We start from the raw sequence: 20,340 nt of genomic DNA, 5'->3' as shown, positions 1-20,340 counted from the left end.
TCCGTCATGGGGTCGTGGAGTCTTACCCCCAATTTCGATGCCTGCGCGGCCATTTCGCACGACGATGTTCTGTCAACAGTCCGCTCCTGAGCGGCTTCCTGGCCTCCACCCGCAGGTCCGCTGAGGTTTCGCGCACCCAAAATGGGTAAACAGAGCCTTGCAAAGCTCTCGTTTACGCATCGGATCGTCTTATGAGGCCATGCAGAGCACCACCCGCATAAACCTGGAGAACGTCAGCGGCCTCGTCGTCGATGATAACGCCCAGGCGCTGGATCTGCTGGCCAGTGTGCTCTCCAGTTTCGGCATGCGGGACATCGCGCGCGCCGGCTCGGCGATGGAGGCGATGGAAATCGTCAAGGCGCGGCGGATCGACCTGATCATGACCGACGGCCAGATGCCGGTGATGGACGGCTATGATTTCGTCCACTGGGTGCGGCATCAGAACGACGAGGAACGGCGGCTGGTGCCGGCCATCGTCGTCACAGCCCACTCGCGGAAGAGCCAGGTGGAGCGCGCCCGCGACTGCGGCGCCAACTTCATCATCACCAAGCCGATTACGCCCAAGGTCATCCTGGAACGGATTCTGTGGGTCTCTCAGGGCCGGCGGATGTTCATCGAGACCGACACCTATATCGGCCCCGATCGCCGGTTCAAGCAGGCGGGGATGCCCGCGGAATTCCCCGACGGTCGACGCCGTGACGACCAGCCGGCCGAGGTGGGCGGCCTGGCCGGAGACAACATGACCCAGGACGAACTCAACAACATGATCGCCCCGCAGAAAGTCGCCCTATGAGCGTCGTCCGGAAGTTCCACGTCACCCCCCGGCTGGCCAATCTGATCAAGGCGCCCGGCGGCCTCTACGTGCCGGAGGCGCTGAAGCGCGGCGCCGCGGCGATGGAGGAGTCGCGGGAGTCCTGCCTGTCGGAGATCGACGCCGCGCTGGCGGCGATGGACGCGATGGCGGCCACGCCGGGATTTGACCCCGAGGCGATGTACGACCGATCAGCCGGGCTGATCTCATTCTGCGGCCCCTTCGCCGACGACAGTCTGGCGACCGCGGCCCGCTCCCTGTGCGAACTGCTGGACCGCGCGGGCGAGGCGGGCCGGCGCGACGACCGGGGGGTGAAGGTGCACCTGGCGTCCCTGCGGCTGCTCCATCGCACCGACGCCGACGAGGCCACGCGCAAGGCCATCCTGGCCGGGCTGGCCCAGGTGGTCGACCGCTACGACCGCGACGCCAAGACCGAGGGCTAGGCGGGCAGGCCCAGCGCCTTCAGGGCGCGGTCCTTGCGGGCCCTGTCGTCGAGCGGCCGTTGAGCGCCCGGCCTATCTGCTTCGGGCCGTGGTAGGTTCAGGGGTCGGCGTGAGCCAATGTCGGGCGCCCGCTGGACGAGTGATCAAGCCGACCCTAAGACGTCAGGTAGTGGCTAAGCTTGGGGGATGGGATGGCGACGGTAACGGTTGGGAATCTTCCGTTTAATTTCGACATGCGAACCGCGCAGTGGATTCTGGAGGGGTTTGTCAGCTTCTCGAGCGCAACCCAGTTCAGCGTGTCGACCTACAGTTTCACAGAGAACTTCATCGGCAGCTTTACCTATGAGGGCAAAGGCTTTCCGACGAGTGGAACCGTGACCCGCTTCATAGAAGTCTATGAGGGCCGAAAGACCGTCGACATCAGCGACATCAACGTCCCAATGGCGAACTTCGTCCAGTGGGCGGCGAGCGACGACACCGCCGCCTTCAAGAATTTCATCCTGGGCGGCGCCGACAGCGTCACCGGCTCCGCTTGGAACGACGTCCTGCGCGCCTATGGCGGCGCCGACAGCATCGTCGGTGGCGCGGGTGACGACACCCTGGACGGCGGCGCGGGCAATGACTGCATCAACGGCAGCGACGGGAACGACTACATCCTGGGCGGCGCGGACTCCAACTACCTGCGCGGCGACGCGGGCGACGACAGCATCGTCGGCGGCGCCAATTTCGACGACATCAACGGCAACCAGGGGGACGACACCCTGCGCGGCGGCGAGGGCTTCGACTGGGTGGTCGGCGGCCAGGCCAACGACATGCTCTATGGCGAGAACGGCGGCGACATCGTCTACGGGAACCTCGGCGCCGACACCCAGTTCGGCGGCGAGGGCGCGGATTGGGTCCGCGGCGGTCAGGGCAATGACAGCCTCGACGGCGGCGGCGGGAATGACCTGATATGGGGCGACCGCGGCGACGACACCGTCGCGGGCGGAACCGGCGCCGACACCTTCCACGCGTTTGTGGGGGGCGGCCTCGACCGTATCGCCGACTTCAACTATGGCGAGGGTGATCGCCTCGTCCTCGACTTCGCCCCGCCCTACACCCTCAGCCAGGTCGGCTCTGACACCGTGGTGGACATGGGCGGCGCCGACCGTGTGGTGCTCGTGAACGTGACCCTCAGCGCCCTGCCGGCCGGCTGGATTTCGCTGGGCTAAAGCGACCGGCGCAGTTCGCGCGACATCACCGCGTCGCGCGGAGCTTCTTCCAGATCGTAGGTTCCGGCGGGGGTCTGGGTGACCAGACCGGCCTTGCCGGGTCCGTCCAGCTTCAGCCAGTCCAGGCCCTGGGCCAGGGTCAGGACGGCGGGCTGGTTTTCCTGCAGGGCGGCGAGATCGGCGCCGGCCGGACCGGTGACGATGGCGAAGCTCTCCAGCGTCCCGTCGGCGGTCTGGGCGCTGTCCCAGACGGCGGCGAAATAGCGAACCTTGTCGGCGGGAGCCGTGGGGGTCCAGGTCGCCTCCCAGCGGCGCTTGGGCTGACCCTTGCGCCAGCCGGGCGGCTCTTCATAGACGACGAAGGAGGTGAGCGGGACCAGGGCGCGGCGGCTCGCATAGGCCTCCCGGAAGATCGGGGAGGTCTCCAGGCTCTCAATTTCCGCATTGGCGCAAAGGGTCTTCCAGGCCAGGAGCGGCCCCTTGTGGAAGGCCGGGACCAGCCACCAGCGGCGGACCACCGCCTCCAGGCCCTCGGCGCCCTGGCGGATCAGGAAGGCGCTGTCGGTGGGCCTAACGGGGACGTCCCAGGCCCGGGGCGGCGGCGTGTCCGCCCAGAAGACCGGCGTGGTCTCGAACCGGCGCAGATCCTCGCCCGGATGGACCCGAAGATGGAACTCGATGGTCATGGAGGTGCTATGCGCGCGGCCCCGGCGCCGGGCAAGACCGCGTGCGATCGCTGTCCGGATTACGACGATTTAACCTGCGGCACGGCTTTCGCCCTGGCGGGCGGACCCCTAGGGTCCCGCGTAACATTTGTAACAGACCGGGGAGGGCGCGATGCATAGCCGCCGCCAACTTCTGCTCACCGCCGGCGCCGCCCTGGCCCTGGCCGGATGCGCCACAGCGACGCCTGCTCCGCTCCCACCTGCTCCGCCGCCACCCGCGCCGCCGCCGGGCCCCAGCGCCAACGAGAAGTTGGCAAAGTTGCTGGACGCCTTCTTCGAGGAGGCGCTGGACGATTCCCCGGAGCTGGTCACCCAGCTGGGCCTCGACAAGGGCGCGCGGGCTGACGCCAAGCGCCGCCTGTCGGACGCCTCCGTCGCCGATCTCGAACGCGACCGCGCCCGCACCGCCGATCAACTGGCCCGGATGAAGGCCATCGACCGCGCGCAGCTGACCGGCATGAGCGCCATCAACTACGACGCGGTGATCTTCGGGATCGCCAACACCGATGAGGCCAACCGACGCTTCAAGTACGGCTCCGAAAGCGCGGGCTTCCCCTATGTCCTGTCGCAGCTCAGCGGGTCCTACCGCTCGACCCCGGACTTTCTGGGCAACCAGCATGTCATCGAGACCAAGGATGACGCCGACGCCTATCTGTCGCGGCTGGAGGCCTATGCGGTCCAGATGGACCAGGAGACCGAACGGGCCCGCCGCGACGTGGGTCTGGGGATGATCCCGCCGGACTTCGCCATCGACGGGGCGCTCGCGCAGATGAACAACCTGCGGACCACGCCCGACCGCTCACCCCTGGTGAGCCAGCTGGTGGCCAAGGTGAAGGACAAGCAGATCGCCGGGGACTACGGCGCCTTCGCCTCGAAGATCTACCTGGAGAAGGTGCGGCCGGCCCTGGAGCGGCAGATCGCTGTCATGACGGAGATCCGGCCCCGGGCGGTCCATGACGCCGGCGTCGGCGGGCGGCCCGATGGCGAGGCCTATTACGCCCTGGCCCTGCGCAACTCGACCACCACGACCCTGTCGGCGGCGGAGATCCATCAGATCGGCCTGGAGCAGGCCAGGGAGCTGTCGGAGCGGGCCGACACCATCCTGAAGGCCCAGGGCTACAGCAAGGGCAGCGTCGGCGCGCGGATCCAGGCCCTCTACAAGGACAAGAAATACCACTACGCCAACACCGACCCGGCCAAGGAGAAGCTGATCGCCGACCTGAACCTGCAGGTCCAGGCGATGGCCAAGCGTCTGCCGGAGTATTTCGGAGCCCTGCCCAAGGCGCCGCTGGACATCAAGCGGGTGCCCAAGTTCATCGAGGCCGGGGCGCCGGGTGGCTACTACAACCAGGCCACCCTGGATGGGTCCCGGCCAGGCATTTACTGGATCAACCTGCGCGACACCGCCGAGTATCCGACCGGGAGCCTGCCGACCCTGACCTATCACGAGGGGCTTCCAGGCCATCACCTGCAGCTGACCCTGCAGCAGGAGGCCGACCTTCCGATGCTGCGGCGGGCCTCCTTCCTGTCGGCCTATGGCGAGGGCTGGGCCCTCTACGCCGAGAAGCTGGCCCAGGAGATGGGGGTCTATGCCGAGGATCCCATCGCCGAGATCGGCTATCTGCAATCGTCGCTGTTCCGCTCGGGGCGGCTGGTGGTGGATACCGGCATGCACGCCATGGGATGGAGCCGCGAGAAGGCCATCGCCACCATGACCTCGATCGACGGCTCGCCCACCAGCGCGGCGGCCACCGAGATCGAGCGCTACTCGGTGTGGCCCGGCCAGGCCTGCAGCTACATGGTGGGCAAGCTCACCTGGCTGCGGCTGCGGGACAAGGCCCGCGCGGCGCTTGGGCCCCGGTTCGACATCCGCAAGTTCCACGACGCCGGCCTGCTCTCCGGCGCCATGCCGCTGACGGTGCTGGAAGCCGTCATCGACACCTACATCGCCACCAACAAGGCCTGACCCCATGACCGTTCTTGATCGCCGCGGCTTCCTCCTGACCACCGCGAGCGCGGCCCTCATGGCCGCGGCGCCCGCCCTGGCCCAGGGCCCGGAGGACGCCAAGCTCAAGACCCTCCTTGACCAAATCTTCGAGGACCAGGTGGACGAAAGCCCCCAGCGCGCCACCTCGCTGGGCCTCGACAAGGGCGCGCGGGCGGCTCTGAAAGGGCAGCTGGACGAGCGCTCGACAGCGGCGCGGGACGCCCGGCTGGCCAGGGTGCGCAACCGGGTCACGGCCCTGAACGCCATCGACCGCAACGCCCTGTCGCCGGCGTCGAAGGTCGATCTCGATGTGGTGCTCTACCAGAACAGCCACGCGCTTTCGAACGGCGAGAAATACAGGTTCGGCGCGGTGGGCGGCCGGTTCTCGCCCTATGTGATCAGCCAGCAGAACGGGGCCTATCAGGACATCCCCGACTTCCTGGACAACCAGCACCGGGTGACCACCAGCGCCGACGCCGACGCGTGGATTTCGCGCCTGCACGACTTCGGCAAGGTGCTGGATCAGGACCTGGCGCGGATGAAGGCTGATGTGGCCGCCGGCGTTGTGCCGCCGGACTTCATCTGCGACCTGACGCTGGCCCAGCTCAAGGCCCTGCGCGACCAGCCGCCGGAGAAGACCGTGCTGGTGACCTCCCTGGTCGCCAAGGCCAAGGCCGCCGGCCTGACCGCCGACTATGGGACCGCGGCCACGAAGATCGTGGCGCAGGAAATCTACCCGGCCCTTGACCGTCAGATCGCCGCCGTCGCGGCCAACCGCGCCATCGCCACCTCGGAGGCCGGCGTCGGCCGCCTGAAGGACGCCGAGGCCTACTATGCCGACGCCTGCGAGGCCTCGACCACCACCACCATGACGCCGCAGGAGATTCACCAGCTGGGTCTCGACCAGGTGGCCGACATCACCGCGCGCCTGGACACCATCCTCAAGAGCCAGGGGATGACCAAGGGGACCGTGGCCGACCGCCTGAACGGCCTGAACAACGATCCGAGCCAGGTCTATGCCAACACTGACGCGGGCCGCGCCGAGTTGATCGCCGCCCTGAACGTGCAGATCGCGGAGGTCTACAAGACCCTGCCGCTCGCCTTCGACACCCTGCCCAAGGCCAAGGTGGAGGTGAAGCGGGTGCCGGCCTTCATCCAGGACGGGGCGTCAAACGGCTATTATCAGAGCGCGGCCCTGGACGGCTCGCGCCCGGCGGCGTTCTTCATCAACCTGAAGGACACCCACGAGTGGCCGAAATACAACCTGCCGACCCTGGTCTATCATGAGACAGCGCCAGGCCATCACCTGCAGATCGCGCTCGCCCAGGAGAGCACCCGGATCCCCATCATCCGGCGCACCGGCGGCAGCTTCTCGGCCTTCTCCGAGGGATGGGCGCTGTATGCCGAACAGCTGGCGGCCGAGACGGGCTCCTATACGGGCGATCCGCTGGGTGAGGCTGGTTTTCTTCAGAGCCTGCTGTTCCGCGCCTCACGCCTGGTGATCGACACGGGCCTGCATTCCAAGGGCTGGAGCCGCGAGAAGGCCACCGACTACATGGTCGCGGTCACCGGCTATCCGAAGAGCCGGGCCCAGCGAGAGGTGGAACGCTACTGCGTCGCGCCCGGCCAGGCCTGCAGCTACAAGGTTGGCCACACCCGCTGGATGCAGATCCGCGACGGGGCGAAGGCCAAGCTGGGCGCCAGGTTTAATCTGAAGGCCTATCACGACGCAGCCCTGCTCTCGGGGTCCATGCCGATGACCGTGCTGGAGCGCCATATGGCTGAGTGGCTGGCGACGCAGGCCTAGGTCAGCCAATCCCCGCGGCGATCACCGCTGGAAGTCAGCCCCAGCTGTCGACTGACCCGACGCGGCGGGCGGCGGGTTTGACGTTGGCGTTGGCGAGACCCGCGGTGGTGGAGGCGACCTCGGTCGGCGCGCCGTAAAGCCAGCCCTGGGCGTAGTCGACCCCGGCGCGGCGCACGGCTTCCTCGGCCTGGGGGGTCTCCACCATCTCGGCCAGGGTGCGGACACCCAGTTCGCCGCACATGGTCACCAGGTGGCGGATGAAGGTGCTCTCGCGTCCGCCGTGCTGCAGTTCGCGGATGTAGCGGCCGTCGATCTTCACGATGTCCAGGGAGAGCTGCTGCAGGTAGGCCAGCGACGCCGCGCCGGCCCCGAAGTCGTCCAGGCAGATCAGGATGCCTTCGGCCCGCAGCGCCTGGAGGTGGCGGTCGGCGAGCGCCAGGTCCTCGATGGCGGCGCTCTCGGTGAGCTCGAGCAGCAGCCGGCCCTGGGCCTTGGGATTGTCGGCCAGCATCGTGCGGACCGCCTCGACGAAGGCCGGGCTGGTGATGGTGCGACCCGAGATATTGGCGGCCAGCCTCAGCGTCGGGTCCTGCACCAGCTTGGCGATGGTGCGGTCGATGACGGCGATGTCGAGGGGCTCGATGAGGTCCAGTTCCTCGGCCATGCGGATCATGGGGAAGGGGCTGGCGTTGTCGCCGAAGCGGACCAGGACCTCGTGGTGGTGCACCGCGCAGGACTTCTTGAGGTCGACCACCGGCTGGTAGACGAGGCGGAAGTTGCGGTCGGCCACGGCCTGGCCCAAGGCGCCGACCTCCACCAGGGTCCGGCGCACCGAGCGACTCACCGCCTCGTTCAGCGAGGCGGGGGCGGCGGCGTCCAGGCCATCCTTGATGAAGTTGTCGAGGGAATAGCGGATCGCGCGCAGCAGCTGGCCAGGAGAGGCGTCGCCCTTGAGCGACAGGGTCTTGGCCATGGCCTTGACGCCGTGGGCCGGATCGACGGCCAGCAGGCGCATCAGACGCTGGGCAAGGGCCTCGCCACTTTCGCCGTGGTGGCGGACAAGGGCGTAGCGGTCGCCGCCGAGGTCGGCCGCCGCGCCACCACCGTGGGACTGGGCGCGCAGGGCGCCGGCCAGCCGCAGCTCCATGTCCTTGGCCGCCGCAGGCCCCAGGACTTTGCGCAGGGAGGTGAGGCCGCCCATTTCGATGAAGGCGAGCTCCAGGTCGAGGCCAGTGGCCTTCCCGGTTTCGAAGAGGGCCGCTGTCACCGCCTCGAGGCCCGCCTTGTCGTGCAGGCCATGGTTTGTGTTGGGCGCGGCGCGGCTGAAGGTGCAGGAGATGGCGCCATCGTTGCCGGGCAGGCGGAAGACCGACATGGCCGCCGCGCGCTCGATGGCGCCGTTGCCGGCCAAGGTGACCACAAGGGGGCCGCCGCGCTTGCCGTCGCTCAGGCCGTCCAGCAGGGCCTGGACCATGGCGCGGTCGCGGCCGTCGATGAAGTCGCGCCAGGCGCGGCCGACGAGGGCGGTCTCCCGAGAGCCGGACAAGGCTTCGCTGGCGCCGATCGCAAAGGCGATCGCGCCATCAGCGGCGATCTCGAGAAGCAGGTCCGCATTCGCGAAGGCGAAGCCGAGCAACCGATGTGAAGCGACAGACAAGGCGCGGATCCTCATGATCGGCACAAACCCTCGCCCCGCGCAGCTTAACGCCTTGTGAAAACGGCGTTCTTCCCTCCCGCCGATGGTGCGGCCTTCTGGCGCAGCATTCTGGAGACAGCCGGTCGGAAGGGGCCCTGGCCAAGACCATGCCCGCGCGCCCGCGCCGGGTTTCTGAAGCGACACCTTGGGCGCCGTAGACTAGTCTTCGAGGGTCTTCTGCCGGAGGTGAGTTGTTCGTGCGTGAGCGTTTGACGGCCAGGGTCCTGTTGTTTGACCCACAAGACCGCATCCTGCTGGTGCGCGGCCGGGCCAACACCGCCGCCGACGCGCCAAGCTTCTGGTTCACGGTGGGCGGCGGCGCCGATCCGGGTGAGAGCCTGGAGCAGGCCGCGCGGCGGGAGATCGCCGAGGAAACCGGCTTCACGCAGGTGGAGCTTGGTCCCGCGGTCTGGTTGCGGGCCAGTGTCTTCACCCTGGCCGACGGCGAGACGGTGATCCTGAAGGAGAGTTACTTCGTCGCCCGCTGCCCAGGCGGCGAGCCCAGCCGCGCGGCGTGGGAGCCGCACGAGGTTGTGCTGATGGACGACATGCGCTGGTGGAGCCTGGCGGAGATCGCCGCCGTCGACGAGATGATCTATCCCGAGCGCCTGCGCGACCTTCTGCCGGACATCGCCGCGGGCCGTCTGCCCACGACGCCGCTGGAGATTTCGGTCCCCGGCTAGGCTGTGGCGGCCAGGTCGCTGTGGTCGTCATCGGGATTGGCGACGGCGGCCATCATGGCCGAGACCAGGCTCTGGACCTGGACAGGCTTGGTGACGAAGCCCGCGAAGCCGAGGTCGAGATAGCGGTCGGCGCCCAGGGTCATGGCGTCGGCGGTCACCGCGATCAGCGGGGTCTCGCGGTTCGGGCCGGCCTGGGCGCGCAGGGCCTGGAGCACGTCGATCCCGGTCATCTCCGGCATCTGGATGTCCATCAGCACCAGGTCGAAGGTCTCGGTGGTCATGGCCTCCAGGGCCTCGCGGCCGCCGTTGGCCACCCGGATACGGAAGCCCATGGCGCCCAGCAGCTGCTCCAGCACCAACAGGTTGGTGGGGTTGTCGTCGGCGCAGAGGATGGAAAGGACGGGCGCCTCGTCCTGCGCGATCGCCTGGGCGGCGATGTCTTCGGCGGCCGGTGCGTCGGTCTCTTCCAGGGGCAGGCTGAGCCGGAAGGTCGAGCCGACGCCCAGTTGGCTCTCCACGACCACGTCGCCGCCCATCAGGGCCGAGAGCTCGCGGCAGATGGCCAGGCCGAGGCCCGCACCGGCGAACCGGCGAACGTCGGAGGCGTCGCCCTGGCTGAATTTCTGGAACAGATGCGGCAGGTCGTCGGCGGCGATGCCGACACCGGTGTCAGACACGGCGAAGGTCAGGGCGTCTGTCGTACGGTCGCGGTCCACCGTGATGGTGACCGCCCCCTCCTTGGTGAACTTCAGCGCATTGCCCACCAGGTTGAACAGCACCTGGCGGATGCGGCGCGGATCCAGAGCCACGAAGGCCGGCACGGCGTCGTGGACGTCGACGGCCAGGGTCAGGCCGCGCTCGGCGGCGGTGGGGGCCCAGAAGGTCTCCATCTCCGACAGCAGGGCACGCAGGTCGCAGGGGCTCTTGGCGATCTCCATCTGGCCGGCGTCGATCTTCGACAGGTCCAGGATGTCGTTGAGGATCACCATGAGGAGCTCGCCGCTCTTGATCAGGGTGTGGACCTGGCTGCGCTGGAGACCCGACAGGTCGGAGCGCTGAAGGAGCTGGGCCATGCCCAGCACGCCGTTCATCGGCGTGCGAATCTCGTGGCTCATGGTGGCCAGGAAGGTGGACTTGGCCAGGCTGGCGCGGCGGGCCTCCTCGCGGGCGGCCTCGGCCTGGCCGGTCTGGCGCATGGCCTCGTCGCGGGCCTCGGTCAGGGTCGCGATCAGGCGGTTCTTCTCGTCCTGCCGGGCCAGGAGGTCGACGTGAGCGCGCAGCGCCGTGCGGCCCACCAGGAGAGCGATGCCAAGGCCCAGGCCGGCCAGGGCGAGCGCCAGCCCCGGATGACCGACGATGGCGAGGAGCGAGGCTGCGGTGATCCCGAAGATCAGGCGCGGGCCTATGGCCAGGCTATGGGCGGCGAGGGTGGCGCGATAGGCGGCGCCAGCCCTTTGCCCAGCGACGTTCGTCGCCGTATGCGTAACCTGATCTGTGACCGCGTCCATGTCGCCCCCGAGGCCGTCGTCGTGGTAACCAGAGAGTCAGGCATGGCACGCCAAGTCTTGAAAAATCCTTTGCAAGACAAGGGTTGGCTGGAATGGCCGCGCAAATTGAGAATAGGCTCCGTCGGATGGCCGACATGGGGCGGCCTGAGGGAAAACGACGATGCTTCATCTGGTCCTTGCCGCCGGTCTCGCCGTCGCCGCCAACTGCGATCTGGAGCGTCCATCCAGTGCGGCCGGCTGTACGCGGGCGGCCGTCGACGCCCTGCCGATGAACGCCCTCCAGGCGGTCGGCACCCACAACAGCTACAAGCTGGCCATCGCGCCGACCGAGATGGCGCTCATCCGCAGGGTCAGGCCCAAGCAGGCCGACGGCCTCGACTACGCCCACCCGCCGCTGAGGGTGCAGCTGGACGCCGGCGCCCGTCAGCTGGAGCTGGATGTGCTGAACGACCCCGAGGGCGGCCGTTACGCCGCGCCCCTGGCGATGAAGATGGCCAACAGCGCCACGGTCGCGCCCTATGACCTCGCGCCCCTGAAAGCGCCGGGGCTCAAGGTGATGCACGTGCAGGACCTGGACTACCGGTCCAGCTGCCCCACCTTCATCGGCTGCCTGAACGAGATCCGCGCCTGGTCAAAGGCCCACCCCGACCACCTGCCGATCCTGGTGATCATGAACCTGAAGGAGGGCGGGCTGGAGGGCGTGCCCGGGGCCGTCAGCGCGCTCGCCTTCGACCTCAAGGCCATGGACCAGATCGACGCCGACATCCGCTCGGTCTTTCCCGAGAGCGCCCTGATCACCCCCGACAGGGTGCAGGGCAAGGCGCCTACCCTGGCCGCGGGCGTGAAGGCCGGCGGCTGGCCAAGGCTGAAGGCGGCGCGGGGCACGGTGATGTTCGCCATGGACGAGAGCGGCGCCAAGCCCGCCCTCTATCGCGGAGCCCGCACCTCCCTGGAGGGCCGGGCGATGTTCATCAACACCGATGAGGGGCCGGCGGCCGGTTACGTCACCCTGAATGAGCCCACGGAGCTGAAAACCCGCATCGACGCGGCCCTGGCGAACGGCCTGATCGTGCGCACGCGGGCCGACGCCGACACCGCCGAGGCTCGCGCCAATGACCGGACCCGGCAGGAGGCCGCCTTCGCCTCGGGCGCGCAGTACGTCTCGACGGACTACATGACTCCCGACACGAGGTTCGGGCCTTATGAGGCCCGCCTGCCGGGCGGCGGGATCGCACGGCTGAACCCGAAGACCGGGAAGTAGCTAGGCGGGACGGGCCCCGGGATAGTGGGGCGCGTCCTGCGCCACCGCGCACCAGTCCACGGCCTCGCCGGTATAGGCGTGGGAGGCGATCTTGACGCCGAGCGGGCCCTCGACGGCGCCGGCCCGCAGGCGGACACGGTCGGGCAGGGCGGCGGCGCGGCTGAGAATGGGCGACCCGCAGACCTTGCAGAACAGGCGCTGCTTGCCCGGCGAGGACTCGAAGGCGGCCAGCAGGTCTTCGCCGGCGGTGAAGCGCAGGTCAGCCTTGGCGATGGGCAGGACGGCCACGAAGGCCGCCCCCTGGGCCTTCTGGCACGAACGGCAGTGACAGGCCTGGATGTCGGGGAGGTCGCCTGCGACCTCGAACCGGACCCCGCCGCAAAGACAGGCGCCCCGGCGCATTCTCAGGCGTCCAGGGTCCGGGGCCCGGCGTGGGCCACATGGAACTGCCCCCCCACCGACAGCACGATCCAGTCACCCGGGCGGGCCACCATCCAGCCATTGGGGGTGGAGACCTGAACCAGGCCGGTCTCGTCGAGGGCGTGGCCATCGGCGCCGAGCCAATAGAGCAGCTTGGTCCAGCTTCGGCCGTCATGGGCCGGCGGCACGCGCAGGGCGGCGCCGTGGTCGAAGGCGGGGGAAGGAGATGGCCTCATCGAAACTCTGTCATTGGGAACGCCAAAACGTGGAGTTGCAGGTGACTCGGTGACCAGGACCTTAATCAGCTTGGCCGTACCGAAAGTAGAATCGATACGTCAATTACGGACGCATCAGAGGAAAAGAACATCTTGTGAACAGAGAACAAATTAAGTACACCTGAGTCCGGCGGCGGGGAGAGCGATCTACCCCACCGGGTTGGCGGAATCATGGAATAGGAAGTGCTTGGTTATGGCGTCTCAATCGGCATTGAAGCTCGTGGCACGAGAAGACGGTGACAAGCAGCGCGCGCTGGAAGCAGCGATGGCGCAGATCGATCGGGCCTTCGGCAAGGGCTCGGTGATGAAGCTGGGCGACAAGAGCCACATGGAGATCGAGTCGGTCTCCACGGGGTCTCTCGGCCTGGATATCGCGCTCGGCATCGGCGGCCTGCCCAAGGGGCGGATCGTGGAGATCTACGGGCCGGAAAGCTCGGGCAAGACGACGCTGGCCCTGCACGTGGTGGCCGAGGTCCAGAAGGCCGGCGGCACCGCAGCCTTCGTGGACGCCGAGCACGCGCTCGACCCCTCCTACGCCAACAAGCTGGGCGTGAACCTGGATGAACTGCTGGTCTCCCAGCCCGACCCCGGCGAACAGGCCCTCGAGATCACCGACACCCTGGTGCGCTCCGGCGCCGTGGACGTCATCGTCATCGACTCGGTGGCGGCCCTGACCCCGCGGGCGGAAATCGAAGGCGAGATGGGCGACAGCCTGCCCGGCCTCCAGGCCCGCCTGATGAGCCAGGCCCTGCGCAAGCTGACGGCCTCGATCTCCAAGACCCACACCCTGGTGATCTTCATCAACCAGATCCGCATGAAGATCGGGGTGATGTACGGCAGCCCGGAGACCACCACCGGCGGCAACGCGCTGAAGTTCTACGCCTCGGTCCGCCTGGACATCCGCCGCACCGGGTCTGTGAAGATCCGCGACGAGATCATGGGCAACAACGTCCGCGTGAAGGTGGTGAAGAACAAGGTGGCCCCGCCGTTCCGCGAGGTCGAGTTCGACATCATGTACGGCGAGGGCATCTCCAAGCTGGGCGAGATCATCGACCTGGGGGTCAAGGCCGGGGTCATCGAGAAGTCCGGCTCGTGGTTCTCCTGGAACAGCCAGCGCATCGGCCAGGGCCGCGACAATGTCCGTGAGTTCCTGAAGAACAATCCCGACATCGCCGACGCCATCGAAAAGCAGGTGCGTGGCGCCAAGGAGACCATCCAGGAAGAGCTGCTGGTCGGTCCCACCCCGGGCGAAGACGAGGAATAGGCGGCTCCGGCGGCGGGCTTGTCCCTCGCCGCCGCCAACGCCCACCGGTTAACGTGGACGGCCGCCTTGGCCCTCGAAACCTGTCGCCGCGCCCCCGCCAACCGCGCGGCTGGCGGCGGAGGGCCGAACCCCGCACGGTCGTTCACGCAAGAGAAGGGCGCTCGGACTTCGGTCCGGGCGTCCTTTTTCTTTGCGGGGGCCTCCAAGTCTCGTAAACGGACGCCAATGTCGCAGCGCAATACGCGCCCCATTTTGAAGTCTAGCGTCTAGAGCCATGCCGAGCCTGAACGAGATCCGCAGCGCCTTCCTGGGCTATTTCGAGAAGAATGATCACCTGATCATTCCATCGGCTCCGCTCGTGCCGCAAAACGACCCGAGCCTGCTGTTCGTCAATGCGGGCATGGTGCCGTTCAAGAACTACTTCACCGGCGCCGAGACCCCGCCCGCGCCGCGCGCGGCCTCGTCGCAGAAGTCGGTGCGCGCCGGCGGCAAGCACAACGACCTGGACAATGTCGGCTATACCGCCCGCCACCACACCTTCTTCGAGATGCTGGGGAACTTCTCCTTCGGCGACTATTTCAAGGAAGGCGCGATCGAGCACGCCTGGAGACTGCTGACCAAGGACTTCGGTCTCCCGGCCGAGAAGCTGCTGGTCACGGTCTACCACACCGACACCGAGGCGGCCGAGCTGTGGAAGAAGATCGCGGGCCTGCCCGACGAGAAGATCATCCGCATCTCCACCAGCGACAATTTCTGGTCGATGGGCGACACCGGCCCCTGCGGCCCGTGCTCGGAAATCTTCTACGACCACGGCGCCCACATCCCCGGCGGCCCCCCCGGCAGCCCCGATGAGGACGGCGACCGGTTCGTGGAGATCTGGAACCTGGTCTTCATGCAGTTCGAGCAGTTGGCCGACGGCTCGCGCCGGCCCCTGCCCAAGCCGCAGATCGACACCGGCATGGGCCTGGAACGCGTCGCCGCGGTCCTGCAGGGCGTGCACGACAACTACGACATCGACCTGTTCCGCACCCTGATCGCGGCGTCCAAGTCCCTGGTGGCCGGCGGCTCCAACGGCCCCTCGCACCGGGTGATCGCCGACCACCTGCGCTCCACCAGCTTCCTGATCGCCGACGGCGTGTCCCCCTCCAACGAGGGCCGCGGCTACGTCCTGCGCCGCATCATGCGCCGGGCCATGCGCCACGCCCACCTGCTGGGGGCCGAGGAGCCCCTGATGCACCGCCTGGCGCCCGTGCTGATCGCCGAGATGGGGACCGCCTATCCCGAGCTGCGCCGCGCCGAACCGGTGATCATCGAGACCCTGCGCCAGGAGGAGGAACGCTTCCGCCGCACCCTGGGCCGCGGCATGGCCCTGCTGGACGAGGCCACCGCCAAGATGAGCGAGGGCGGCGTGCTCTCGGGCGAGACCGCCTTCAAGCTCTACGACACCTACGGTTTCCCCGTGGACCTGACCCAGGACGCGGTGCGCGGCAAGGGCATGACCGTCGACATGGAGGGCTTCGAAGCCGCCATGAACCAGCAGCGCGCCCAGGCCCGCGAGGCCTGGACAGGCTCGGGCCAGGCCTCGGCCGCCGGCGAGTGGTTCGCCATTCGCGAGCGCCTGGGGGCGACGGTCTTCCTGGGCTACGACGCGGTTGAGACCACGGCCGAACTGCTGGTCCTGGTGGCCGACGGCGCGGAGATCGACAGGGCGCAGGCCGGCCAGACCGTCCAGGCCCTGTTCGACCGCACCCCCTTCTACGCCGAGAGCGGCGGCCAGGCCGGCGACACGGGCGAGGCCGAGTGGGAGGGCGGCAAGGGCCGCATCACCGACACCCAGAAGCAGGCCGGGGATCTGCACGTCCACGTCCTGGAGATCACGCAGGGGGCGCTGACCCCCGGCGCCCGCGTGCGCCTGGCTGTGGACGCCGAACGGCGGCTGACCACGCGGTCCAACCATTCGGGCGCGCACCTGCTGCACGCCGCCCTGCGCAATGTGCTGGGTCCCCACGTCTCGCAAAAGGGCCAGATGGTGGACGGCGAGCGCCTGCGCTTTGACTTCAGCCACGGCGGTCCGCTGACGCCCGTTGAACTCGACGCCATCGAAGCCGAGGTCAATGCGGTGATCCGCCAGAACCAGCCGGCGGTGACCAAGGAGATGGCCCCGGAAGAGGCCATCGAGGCCGGCGCCATGGCCCTGTTCGGTGAGAAGTACGGCGACAGCGTGCGCGTGCTGGCGCTGGGCAAGGCGCTGGAGGGCGAGGGCGACTATTCGGTCGAGCTCTGCGGGGGCACCCATGTGGCGCGCACCGGCGACATCGCCCTGTTCAAGATCGTCTCGGAGACCGGCGTCGCCGCCGGCATCCGCCGCATCGAGGCCCTGACCGGCGAGGCCGCGCGGCGCTATCTCAACGACCAGGCGGCCGTCGCCAAGGCTCTGGCCGATCAGTTCAAGACCCCGGTCGCCGAGGTCCTGGCGCGGGTCGATGCGCTGGACGCCCAACGCCGCAAGCTGGAGAAGGACCTGGCCGACGCCAGGCGTCAGCTGGCCATGGGCGGCGGCGGTTCGGGGGGGGAGGCCGCGGCCATCGAGGACATCGCCGGCACCAAGCTCATGGCTCGCGTCATGGACGGGGTCGGCGGCAAGGACCTGCGTCCCATCGTCGAGGAATACCGCAAGCAGGTGCCCGACGGCGTCATCGCCATGGTCGGCGTGGCCGACGGCAAGGCGGCCATCGCCGTGGCGGTGATGGGCGCGGCGGCGGGCAAGTTCAACGCCGCCGAACTGGCCAAGGCCGCCGTGATCGCCATGGGCGGTCAAGGCGCCGGCGGCCGCCCCGACTTCGCCCAGGGCGGCGCTCCTGACGGGTCGAAGGCGGCCGAGGGCGTGGCGGCGGTGAAGGCGGCGTTGGGGTAGGGTTCCAAAGAGAGGAACCACGAACCTCACGAACGACACGAACAGGGGGCCACGCCACAGGGTCATCCTGCATGGCGCGCGAAGCGCGAACGTGCGCGACCCACCGCTCCCTCCGGCGCGTCCGGGAGCCAGACTCTGTCCGTGGGCCCGCCGACATGACGTCGGGCTTGTGGGGGCTTTACAAAAGCCCCCACCGAGAAGCGGACCCTCAGCTGTCGCCTTTGCGCCATGCCGCAGGTTACCGAGCACGCCTGGTTTCGCCCATGTCGGGTATCACTCAGACTGAGATCGTCACCTTCAGAAAGGCGGCGGGAATCTGTGTGCGGTTAGGCTCAGCGCTGCGATTCTGAGCCTGGAACAGGTCGTCCAATTCCTGGCGAAGCGCGTGCACGCGTCCTTCCGCCTCCGCCGCGGCGAAGGCATTCATCGTGGGGCCGTAGTACGTCGAGAAGTCATCCAGCAATTCGGACGGCGCGCCAGGATGCTCAAAGACATAGGTGCTTCGGGCAAAGGTGATGTGGTCCTTTGGAACGCCGGCGCCGGCAAAGCGGGCAATCACCATGTCTTCCAGGCCCCAGGTCATGGGGCTGACGAAGCCCGCAGCGGGTGGTGGAGAATAGGCCGCGCTTATCTTCAGGATCTGGGCGACCAGGGTCGGATCGTTAGGAATCCAGTTGCCCATGACGATCCGCCCGCCGGGCCGGGTGACCCGGACCATTTCGCGCGCGACGGCGTCGGGCTGCGGCGCGAACATGGCGCCGAAGATGCTGACCACCAGGTCAAAGGCGTCGTCGGCGAGGCCCTGCAGGTCAGAAGCGTCGCCCTCCTGGAACCGACAATTATCTAGGCTTTCGGCGCGGGCGCGCAGGTTTCCGGCCGCGACGAGATTGGCTGCAATATCGACGCCCAGCACGTCGGCGCCGAGTCTGGCCGCTGGGAGTGCCGTGGTGCCGTCGCCGCATCCGAGATCGAGAACTCTGAGCCCGGGTATGACGCCCAGTTCACGGACCAAGGCCTCACCACTGGCTCGCATGCCGCGGGCGATCCGCGTGAAGTCGCCCTTCTCCCAGAGCGCTTTGTTGGGATTCACTTGAGCGACCCTGTGAAAGCTATTGCGTCCACAGCACTCTCGAAGGCGATAAACAGCGTGCAAGGCCCGGCTCCCTTGCAGGTGGCGACATGGGCTAGCCCGGCCGGACCGTAAGCGTACTCGCCCGGGGTCAAGTCCTCTGCGGGGCTGCCCTGGTAACGAACCACAAGCTGGCCCTCGACGAGAACGATGCGCTCGGGCGACGTGTGGGAATGGGGGGGGATCGTGTAGCCGCCCGGCACGCGCAGGAAGACGTCGGCGTTGGGCTTGGCCGGGTCGCCGTTCAGGACGGCGATCTGGCATCCGGCCGGGAAGATCGAGGGGCAGGGTCCCCACTGTAGCGCCGAGTTTACCGTGGCGGTGACCGGTCGCGCAGCCGGGCCGGCCTGGACATTTCCACCGCTGGCCGCAAGGCAAACGGCGGAAATCGCCGTAGCGATGCGGACGCCAGATCTCAGGGTCTTGCTCATCACGTGTCTTCCGATCTGTCGCGAGCTCGGGAATCGCCCGAGGCGTGGCAGCAGACTTGATCGTTATCCGGTGCGAGGGCTTGAAGACGGTCCGGAGATCGTGTGGAGATCGCCCGGAGATTTGCGCTATTGTTCCGCGCGATGATCTTTCAGTTTGCCCATTTCGAGCTGGATATCGACCGCATTGAGCTACGCGCAGACGGGGTCGCCCTGCCGGTTGAGCCCCAGGTCTTTGCGTTGCTACGACTGCTCATCGAGAACCGCAGTCGCGTTGTGAGCAAGGACGAGATTGTCGCGCAGATCTGGAAGGGCCGGATCGTTTCGGACTCGGCGATTTCGAGCCGGGTCAAGTCGGCCCGGCAGGTGATCGGCGACGATGGACAGGCGCAGGCCCTGATCCGCACGGCACACGGAATCGGCTTCCGGTTTGTGGCCGAGGTCGTCCAGCGATCGACCGTCTCCTTCGCCCCGGCGCGGGAACCCGTCCCAGGGGAGGGTCCCCTGCCGTCGCGGCCCAGCCTTGCGGTGCTGCCGTTTCGGATGGTGGGCGCGGCAAAGCCGCAGTTGCCGATCGCCGACGCGCTGCCGCAGGACCTCATCACGGAGCTGTCACGGCTGCACTGGTTGCTTGTGATTGCGCGTGGCTCGTCCTTCCAGTTCAGAAGTTCGGACACGAGCCTCGAAGCGGTGCGCCAGAAGCTGAACGTGCGGTATTGTCTGTCCGGCGTCGTCGAGATGTCGGGCCCGGTCCTGTCGGTTTCGGTGGAACTCGGGGACACCCAGACCGGCGGCGTCGTCTGGAGTGAAAGGTTCCGGGCTGACGTGGGCGCCATCCACGAAGTCCGCAACCAGATTATCGCCGCGGTGACCAGCGCCGTGGAAGTACGGATCCCCTTCAATGAGGCGCGGCGAGCGTTGTCGAAGTCGCCGGAAAATCTCGACGCTTGGTCGGCCTATCACCTCGGCCTGCACCACATGTACCGCTTCAACAAGGCGGACAACGACATCGCGACGGGCCTGTTCGAACGCGCAGCGGCCATAGAGCCAGACTTTGCACGCGCCTATGCCGGGTTGTCCTTCACCCACTTCCAGAACGCGTTCCTGCGCTATTCTGATGACCCCGCCTGCGTGAGGCTCGCGCAGCGTTTCGCGTCCCAATGCCTGGAGCGGGATCCGCTGGATCCGTTCGGTCACTTCACCATGGGACGGGCGCAGTGGTTGAACGATGATCTTGAGGCGAGTCTGCCCTGGCTGGAGCGAGCCAACGCCCTCAATCCCAACTATGCGCAGGCCCGATACTCCCGGGGCTGGGCCGAGGCCCTGCTGGGCAGCGCTGAGGCCAGCCACCTGAATATCGACTCGGCGCTGGTCCTCAGCCCGCTCGATCCGCTGGTCTATGGCATGCTGGGGGTGCGGGCGATGTCCTATCTCGTCCTCGAAGACCCGGCGCAGGCGGCGCTCTGGGCCGAGCGTGCGGCGAAAGCGCCCGGCGCCCACGCGCTGATCGAGATGATCGCGGCGACCGCCCATGGCCTCAACGGCGATGTGGGCAAGGCCCGCGCCTGGGCTGGCTCAGTACGCGCTCGGGCCGCTCACCTCGACAAGGCCGACTTCCTTCGCGCCTTTCCATTTCGCGACCTACCGACGCGTGCTCGCGTGACCGGGATGCTGGGAAAGCTCGGCTTCTAGCAGGGAGATGACACCTCAACTCGCTGAGCCGCAGCCCCGCCGGGCGCAGCATCGCGCCCCTGCGACCGCGTCGGCCCATTTCCGAT

At 67.9% G+C, this 20,340-nt stretch carries 17 protein-coding genes; 10 read left to right on the top strand and 7 right to left on the bottom strand.

The genetic code is table 11. The annotated features are described in order from the left end of the window. Window positions 1-199 precede the first annotated feature (199 nt). The 3 genes from Q8N10_RS08360 (at window position 200) to Q8N10_RS08350 (ending at window position 2,465) form a co-directional block, all read left to right on the top strand. A complete protein-coding gene (locus tag Q8N10_RS08360; protein ID WP_304782081.1) occupies window positions 200-793 on the top strand; it encodes a response regulator in 594 nt (197 codons plus the stop codon). Next, the gene (locus tag Q8N10_RS08355) at window positions 790-1,254 is read left to right on the top strand and encodes a hypothetical protein (protein WP_304782084.1); all 465 of its coding nucleotides are present in this window, start codon (window positions 790-792) and stop codon (window positions 1,252-1,254) included. The genes Q8N10_RS08360 and Q8N10_RS08355 overlap by 4 nt, the downstream gene beginning before the upstream one ends. Window positions 1,255-1,487: 233 nt before the next feature. Beyond that, window positions 1,488-2,465: a calcium-binding protein gene (locus Q8N10_RS08350; protein WP_305663891.1), complete on the top strand. Its 978-nt coding sequence runs from the start codon at window positions 1,488-1,490 to the stop codon at window positions 2,463-2,465. On the opposite strand, the gene Q8N10_RS08345 is transcribed toward Q8N10_RS08350, so the two are convergent. Then, window positions 2,462-3,151: an SOS response-associated peptidase family protein gene (locus tag Q8N10_RS08345; protein WP_304782090.1), complete on the bottom strand. Its 690-nt coding sequence runs from the start codon at window positions 3,149-3,151 to the stop codon at window positions 2,462-2,464. The two genes, Q8N10_RS08350 and Q8N10_RS08345, sit on opposite strands and share 4 nt — an antisense overlap. Before the next feature lie 151 nt (window positions 3,152-3,302). Here Q8N10_RS08345 and Q8N10_RS08340 point away from each other — a divergent pair, with 151 nt between their 5' ends. Next, window positions 3,303-5,156, top strand: coding sequence for a DUF885 family protein (locus Q8N10_RS08340; RefSeq protein ID WP_304782093.1), 1,854 nt, complete (start codon window positions 3,303-3,305; stop codon window positions 5,154-5,156). A gap of 4 nt (window positions 5,157-5,160) precedes the next feature. Next, window positions 5,161-6,984: a DUF885 family protein gene (locus Q8N10_RS08335; RefSeq protein ID WP_304782096.1), complete on the top strand. Its 1,824-nt coding sequence runs from the start codon at window positions 5,161-5,163 to the stop codon at window positions 6,982-6,984. A gap of 34 nt (window positions 6,985-7,018) precedes the next feature. Here the strand turns inward: Q8N10_RS08335 and Q8N10_RS08330 are convergent, their stop codons facing one another. Beyond that, window positions 7,019-8,641 carry an EAL domain-containing protein gene (locus tag Q8N10_RS08330; protein WP_304782099.1) on the bottom strand — a complete coding sequence of 541 codons (1,623 nt, stop codon included), beginning with the start codon at window positions 8,639-8,641 and terminating at the stop codon, window positions 7,019-7,021. Window positions 8,642-8,877: 236 nt separating this feature from the next. Here Q8N10_RS08330 and Q8N10_RS08325 point away from each other — a divergent pair, with 236 nt between their 5' ends. Then, window positions 8,878-9,363, top strand: coding sequence for an NUDIX hydrolase (locus Q8N10_RS08325; protein ID WP_304782101.1), 486 nt, complete (start codon window positions 8,878-8,880; stop codon window positions 9,361-9,363). Here the strand turns inward: Q8N10_RS08325 and Q8N10_RS08320 are convergent. After that, window positions 9,360-10,871: an ATP-binding protein gene (locus Q8N10_RS08320; protein ID WP_304782104.1), complete on the bottom strand. Its 1,512-nt coding sequence runs from the start codon at window positions 10,869-10,871 to the stop codon at window positions 9,360-9,362. The two genes, Q8N10_RS08325 and Q8N10_RS08320, sit on opposite strands and share 4 nt — an antisense overlap. Before the next feature lie 160 nt (window positions 10,872-11,031). On the opposite strand from Q8N10_RS08320, the gene Q8N10_RS08315 reads away from it, so the two are divergent. Further along, window positions 11,032-12,132 (top strand): phosphatidylinositol-specific phospholipase C1-like protein, encoded by a 1,101-nt coding sequence (locus tag Q8N10_RS08315; protein WP_304782106.1) that lies wholly within the window; start codon window positions 11,032-11,034, stop codon window positions 12,130-12,132. Here Q8N10_RS08315 and Q8N10_RS08310 read toward each other — a convergent pair whose 3' ends face one another. Then, window positions 12,133-12,534, bottom strand: a complete 402-nt coding sequence (locus tag Q8N10_RS08310) for a GFA family protein (protein ID WP_304782110.1) — start codon at window positions 12,532-12,534, stop codon at window positions 12,133-12,135. Window positions 12,535-12,536: 2 nt separating this feature from the next. After that, window positions 12,537-12,788 (bottom strand): hypothetical protein, encoded by a 252-nt coding sequence (locus Q8N10_RS08305; protein ID WP_293494368.1) that lies wholly within the window; start codon window positions 12,786-12,788, stop codon window positions 12,537-12,539. Window positions 12,789-13,020: 232 nt separating this feature from the next. Between Q8N10_RS08305 and recA the strand changes: the two genes are divergently transcribed. Both recA and alaS read left to right on the top strand, forming a co-directional pair. Beyond that, window positions 13,021-14,091, top strand: coding sequence for a recombinase RecA (recA, locus tag Q8N10_RS08300; RefSeq protein ID WP_305663890.1), 1,071 nt, complete (start codon window positions 13,021-13,023; stop codon window positions 14,089-14,091). 274 nt (window positions 14,092-14,365) lie between these two features. Then, window positions 14,366-17,005 (top strand): alanine--tRNA ligase, encoded by a 2,640-nt coding sequence (gene alaS, locus Q8N10_RS08295; protein ID WP_304782119.1) that lies wholly within the window; start codon window positions 14,366-14,368, stop codon window positions 17,003-17,005. A 277-nt stretch (window positions 17,006-17,282) separates the two neighbouring features. On the opposite strand, the gene Q8N10_RS08290 is transcribed toward alaS, so the two are convergent. Together Q8N10_RS08290 and Q8N10_RS08285 are read right to left on the bottom strand one after the other, a co-directional pair. Next, window positions 17,283-18,095 carry a class I SAM-dependent methyltransferase gene (locus tag Q8N10_RS08290; RefSeq protein ID WP_304782122.1) on the bottom strand — a complete coding sequence of 271 codons (813 nt, stop codon included), beginning with the start codon at window positions 18,093-18,095 and terminating at the stop codon, window positions 17,283-17,285. Then, window positions 18,092-18,565, bottom strand: coding sequence for a cupin domain-containing protein (locus Q8N10_RS08285; RefSeq protein ID WP_304782126.1), 474 nt, complete (start codon window positions 18,563-18,565; stop codon window positions 18,092-18,094). Before Q8N10_RS08285 ends, Q8N10_RS08290 begins: the two co-directional genes overlap by 4 nt. A gap of 102 nt (window positions 18,566-18,667) precedes the next feature. On the opposite strand from Q8N10_RS08285, the gene Q8N10_RS08280 reads away from it, so the two are divergent. Further along, window positions 18,668-20,254 carry a winged helix-turn-helix domain-containing protein gene (locus tag Q8N10_RS08280; RefSeq protein WP_304782129.1) on the top strand — a complete coding sequence of 529 codons (1,587 nt, stop codon included), beginning with the start codon at window positions 18,668-18,670 and terminating at the stop codon, window positions 20,252-20,254. Window positions 20,255-20,340: the final 86 nt, after the last annotated feature.

The organism is Phenylobacterium sp., from assembly GCF_030693625.1.
Lineage (GTDB): Bacteria > Pseudomonadota > Alphaproteobacteria > Caulobacterales > Caulobacteraceae > Phenylobacterium > Phenylobacterium ferrooxidans.
The sequence above is the reverse complement of the archived record's forward strand: the minus strand, read 5'-3'. Positions and strand labels throughout refer to the sequence as shown.

What these genes read in the sequence shown, in the direction of transcription:
- Q8N10_RS08360 (WP_304782081.1), top strand. Translation starts at nt 200, where the DNA reads ATGCAGAGCACCACCCGCATAAACCTGGAGAACGTCAGCGGCCTCGTC.
- Q8N10_RS08355 (WP_304782084.1), top strand. Translation starts at nt 790, where the DNA reads ATGAGCGTCGTCCGGAAGTTCCACGTCACCCCCCGGCTGGCCAATCTG.
- Q8N10_RS08350 (WP_305663891.1), top strand. Translation starts at nt 1,488, where the DNA reads ATGCGAACCGCGCAGTGGATTCTGGAGGGGTTTGTCAGCTTCTCGAGC.
- Q8N10_RS08345 (WP_304782090.1), bottom strand. Translation starts at nt 3,151, where the DNA reads ATGACCATCGAGTTCCATCTTCGGGTCCATCCGGGCGAGGATCTGCGC.
- Q8N10_RS08340 (WP_304782093.1), top strand. Translation starts at nt 3,303, where the DNA reads ATGCATAGCCGCCGCCAACTTCTGCTCACCGCCGGCGCCGCCCTGGCC.
- Q8N10_RS08335 (WP_304782096.1), top strand. Translation starts at nt 5,161, where the DNA reads ATGACCGTTCTTGATCGCCGCGGCTTCCTCCTGACCACCGCGAGCGCG.
- Q8N10_RS08320 (WP_304782104.1), bottom strand. Translation starts at nt 10,871, where the DNA reads ATGGACGCGGTCACAGATCAGGTTACGCATACGGCGACGAACGTCGCT.
- Q8N10_RS08315 (WP_304782106.1), top strand. Translation starts at nt 11,032, where the DNA reads ATGCTTCATCTGGTCCTTGCCGCCGGTCTCGCCGTCGCCGCCAACTGC.
- Q8N10_RS08310 (WP_304782110.1), bottom strand. Translation starts at nt 12,534, where the DNA reads ATGCGCCGGGGCGCCTGTCTTTGCGGCGGGGTCCGGTTCGAGGTCGCA.
- Q8N10_RS08305 (WP_293494368.1), bottom strand. Translation starts at nt 12,788, where the DNA reads ATGAGGCCATCTCCTTCCCCCGCCTTCGACCACGGCGCCGCCCTGCGC.
- recA (WP_305663890.1), top strand. Translation starts at nt 13,021, where the DNA reads ATGGCGTCTCAATCGGCATTGAAGCTCGTGGCACGAGAAGACGGTGAC.
- alaS (WP_304782119.1), top strand. Translation starts at nt 14,366, where the DNA reads ATGCCGAGCCTGAACGAGATCCGCAGCGCCTTCCTGGGCTATTTCGAG.
- Q8N10_RS08285 (WP_304782126.1), bottom strand. Translation starts at nt 18,565, where the DNA reads ATGAGCAAGACCCTGAGATCTGGCGTCCGCATCGCTACGGCGATTTCC.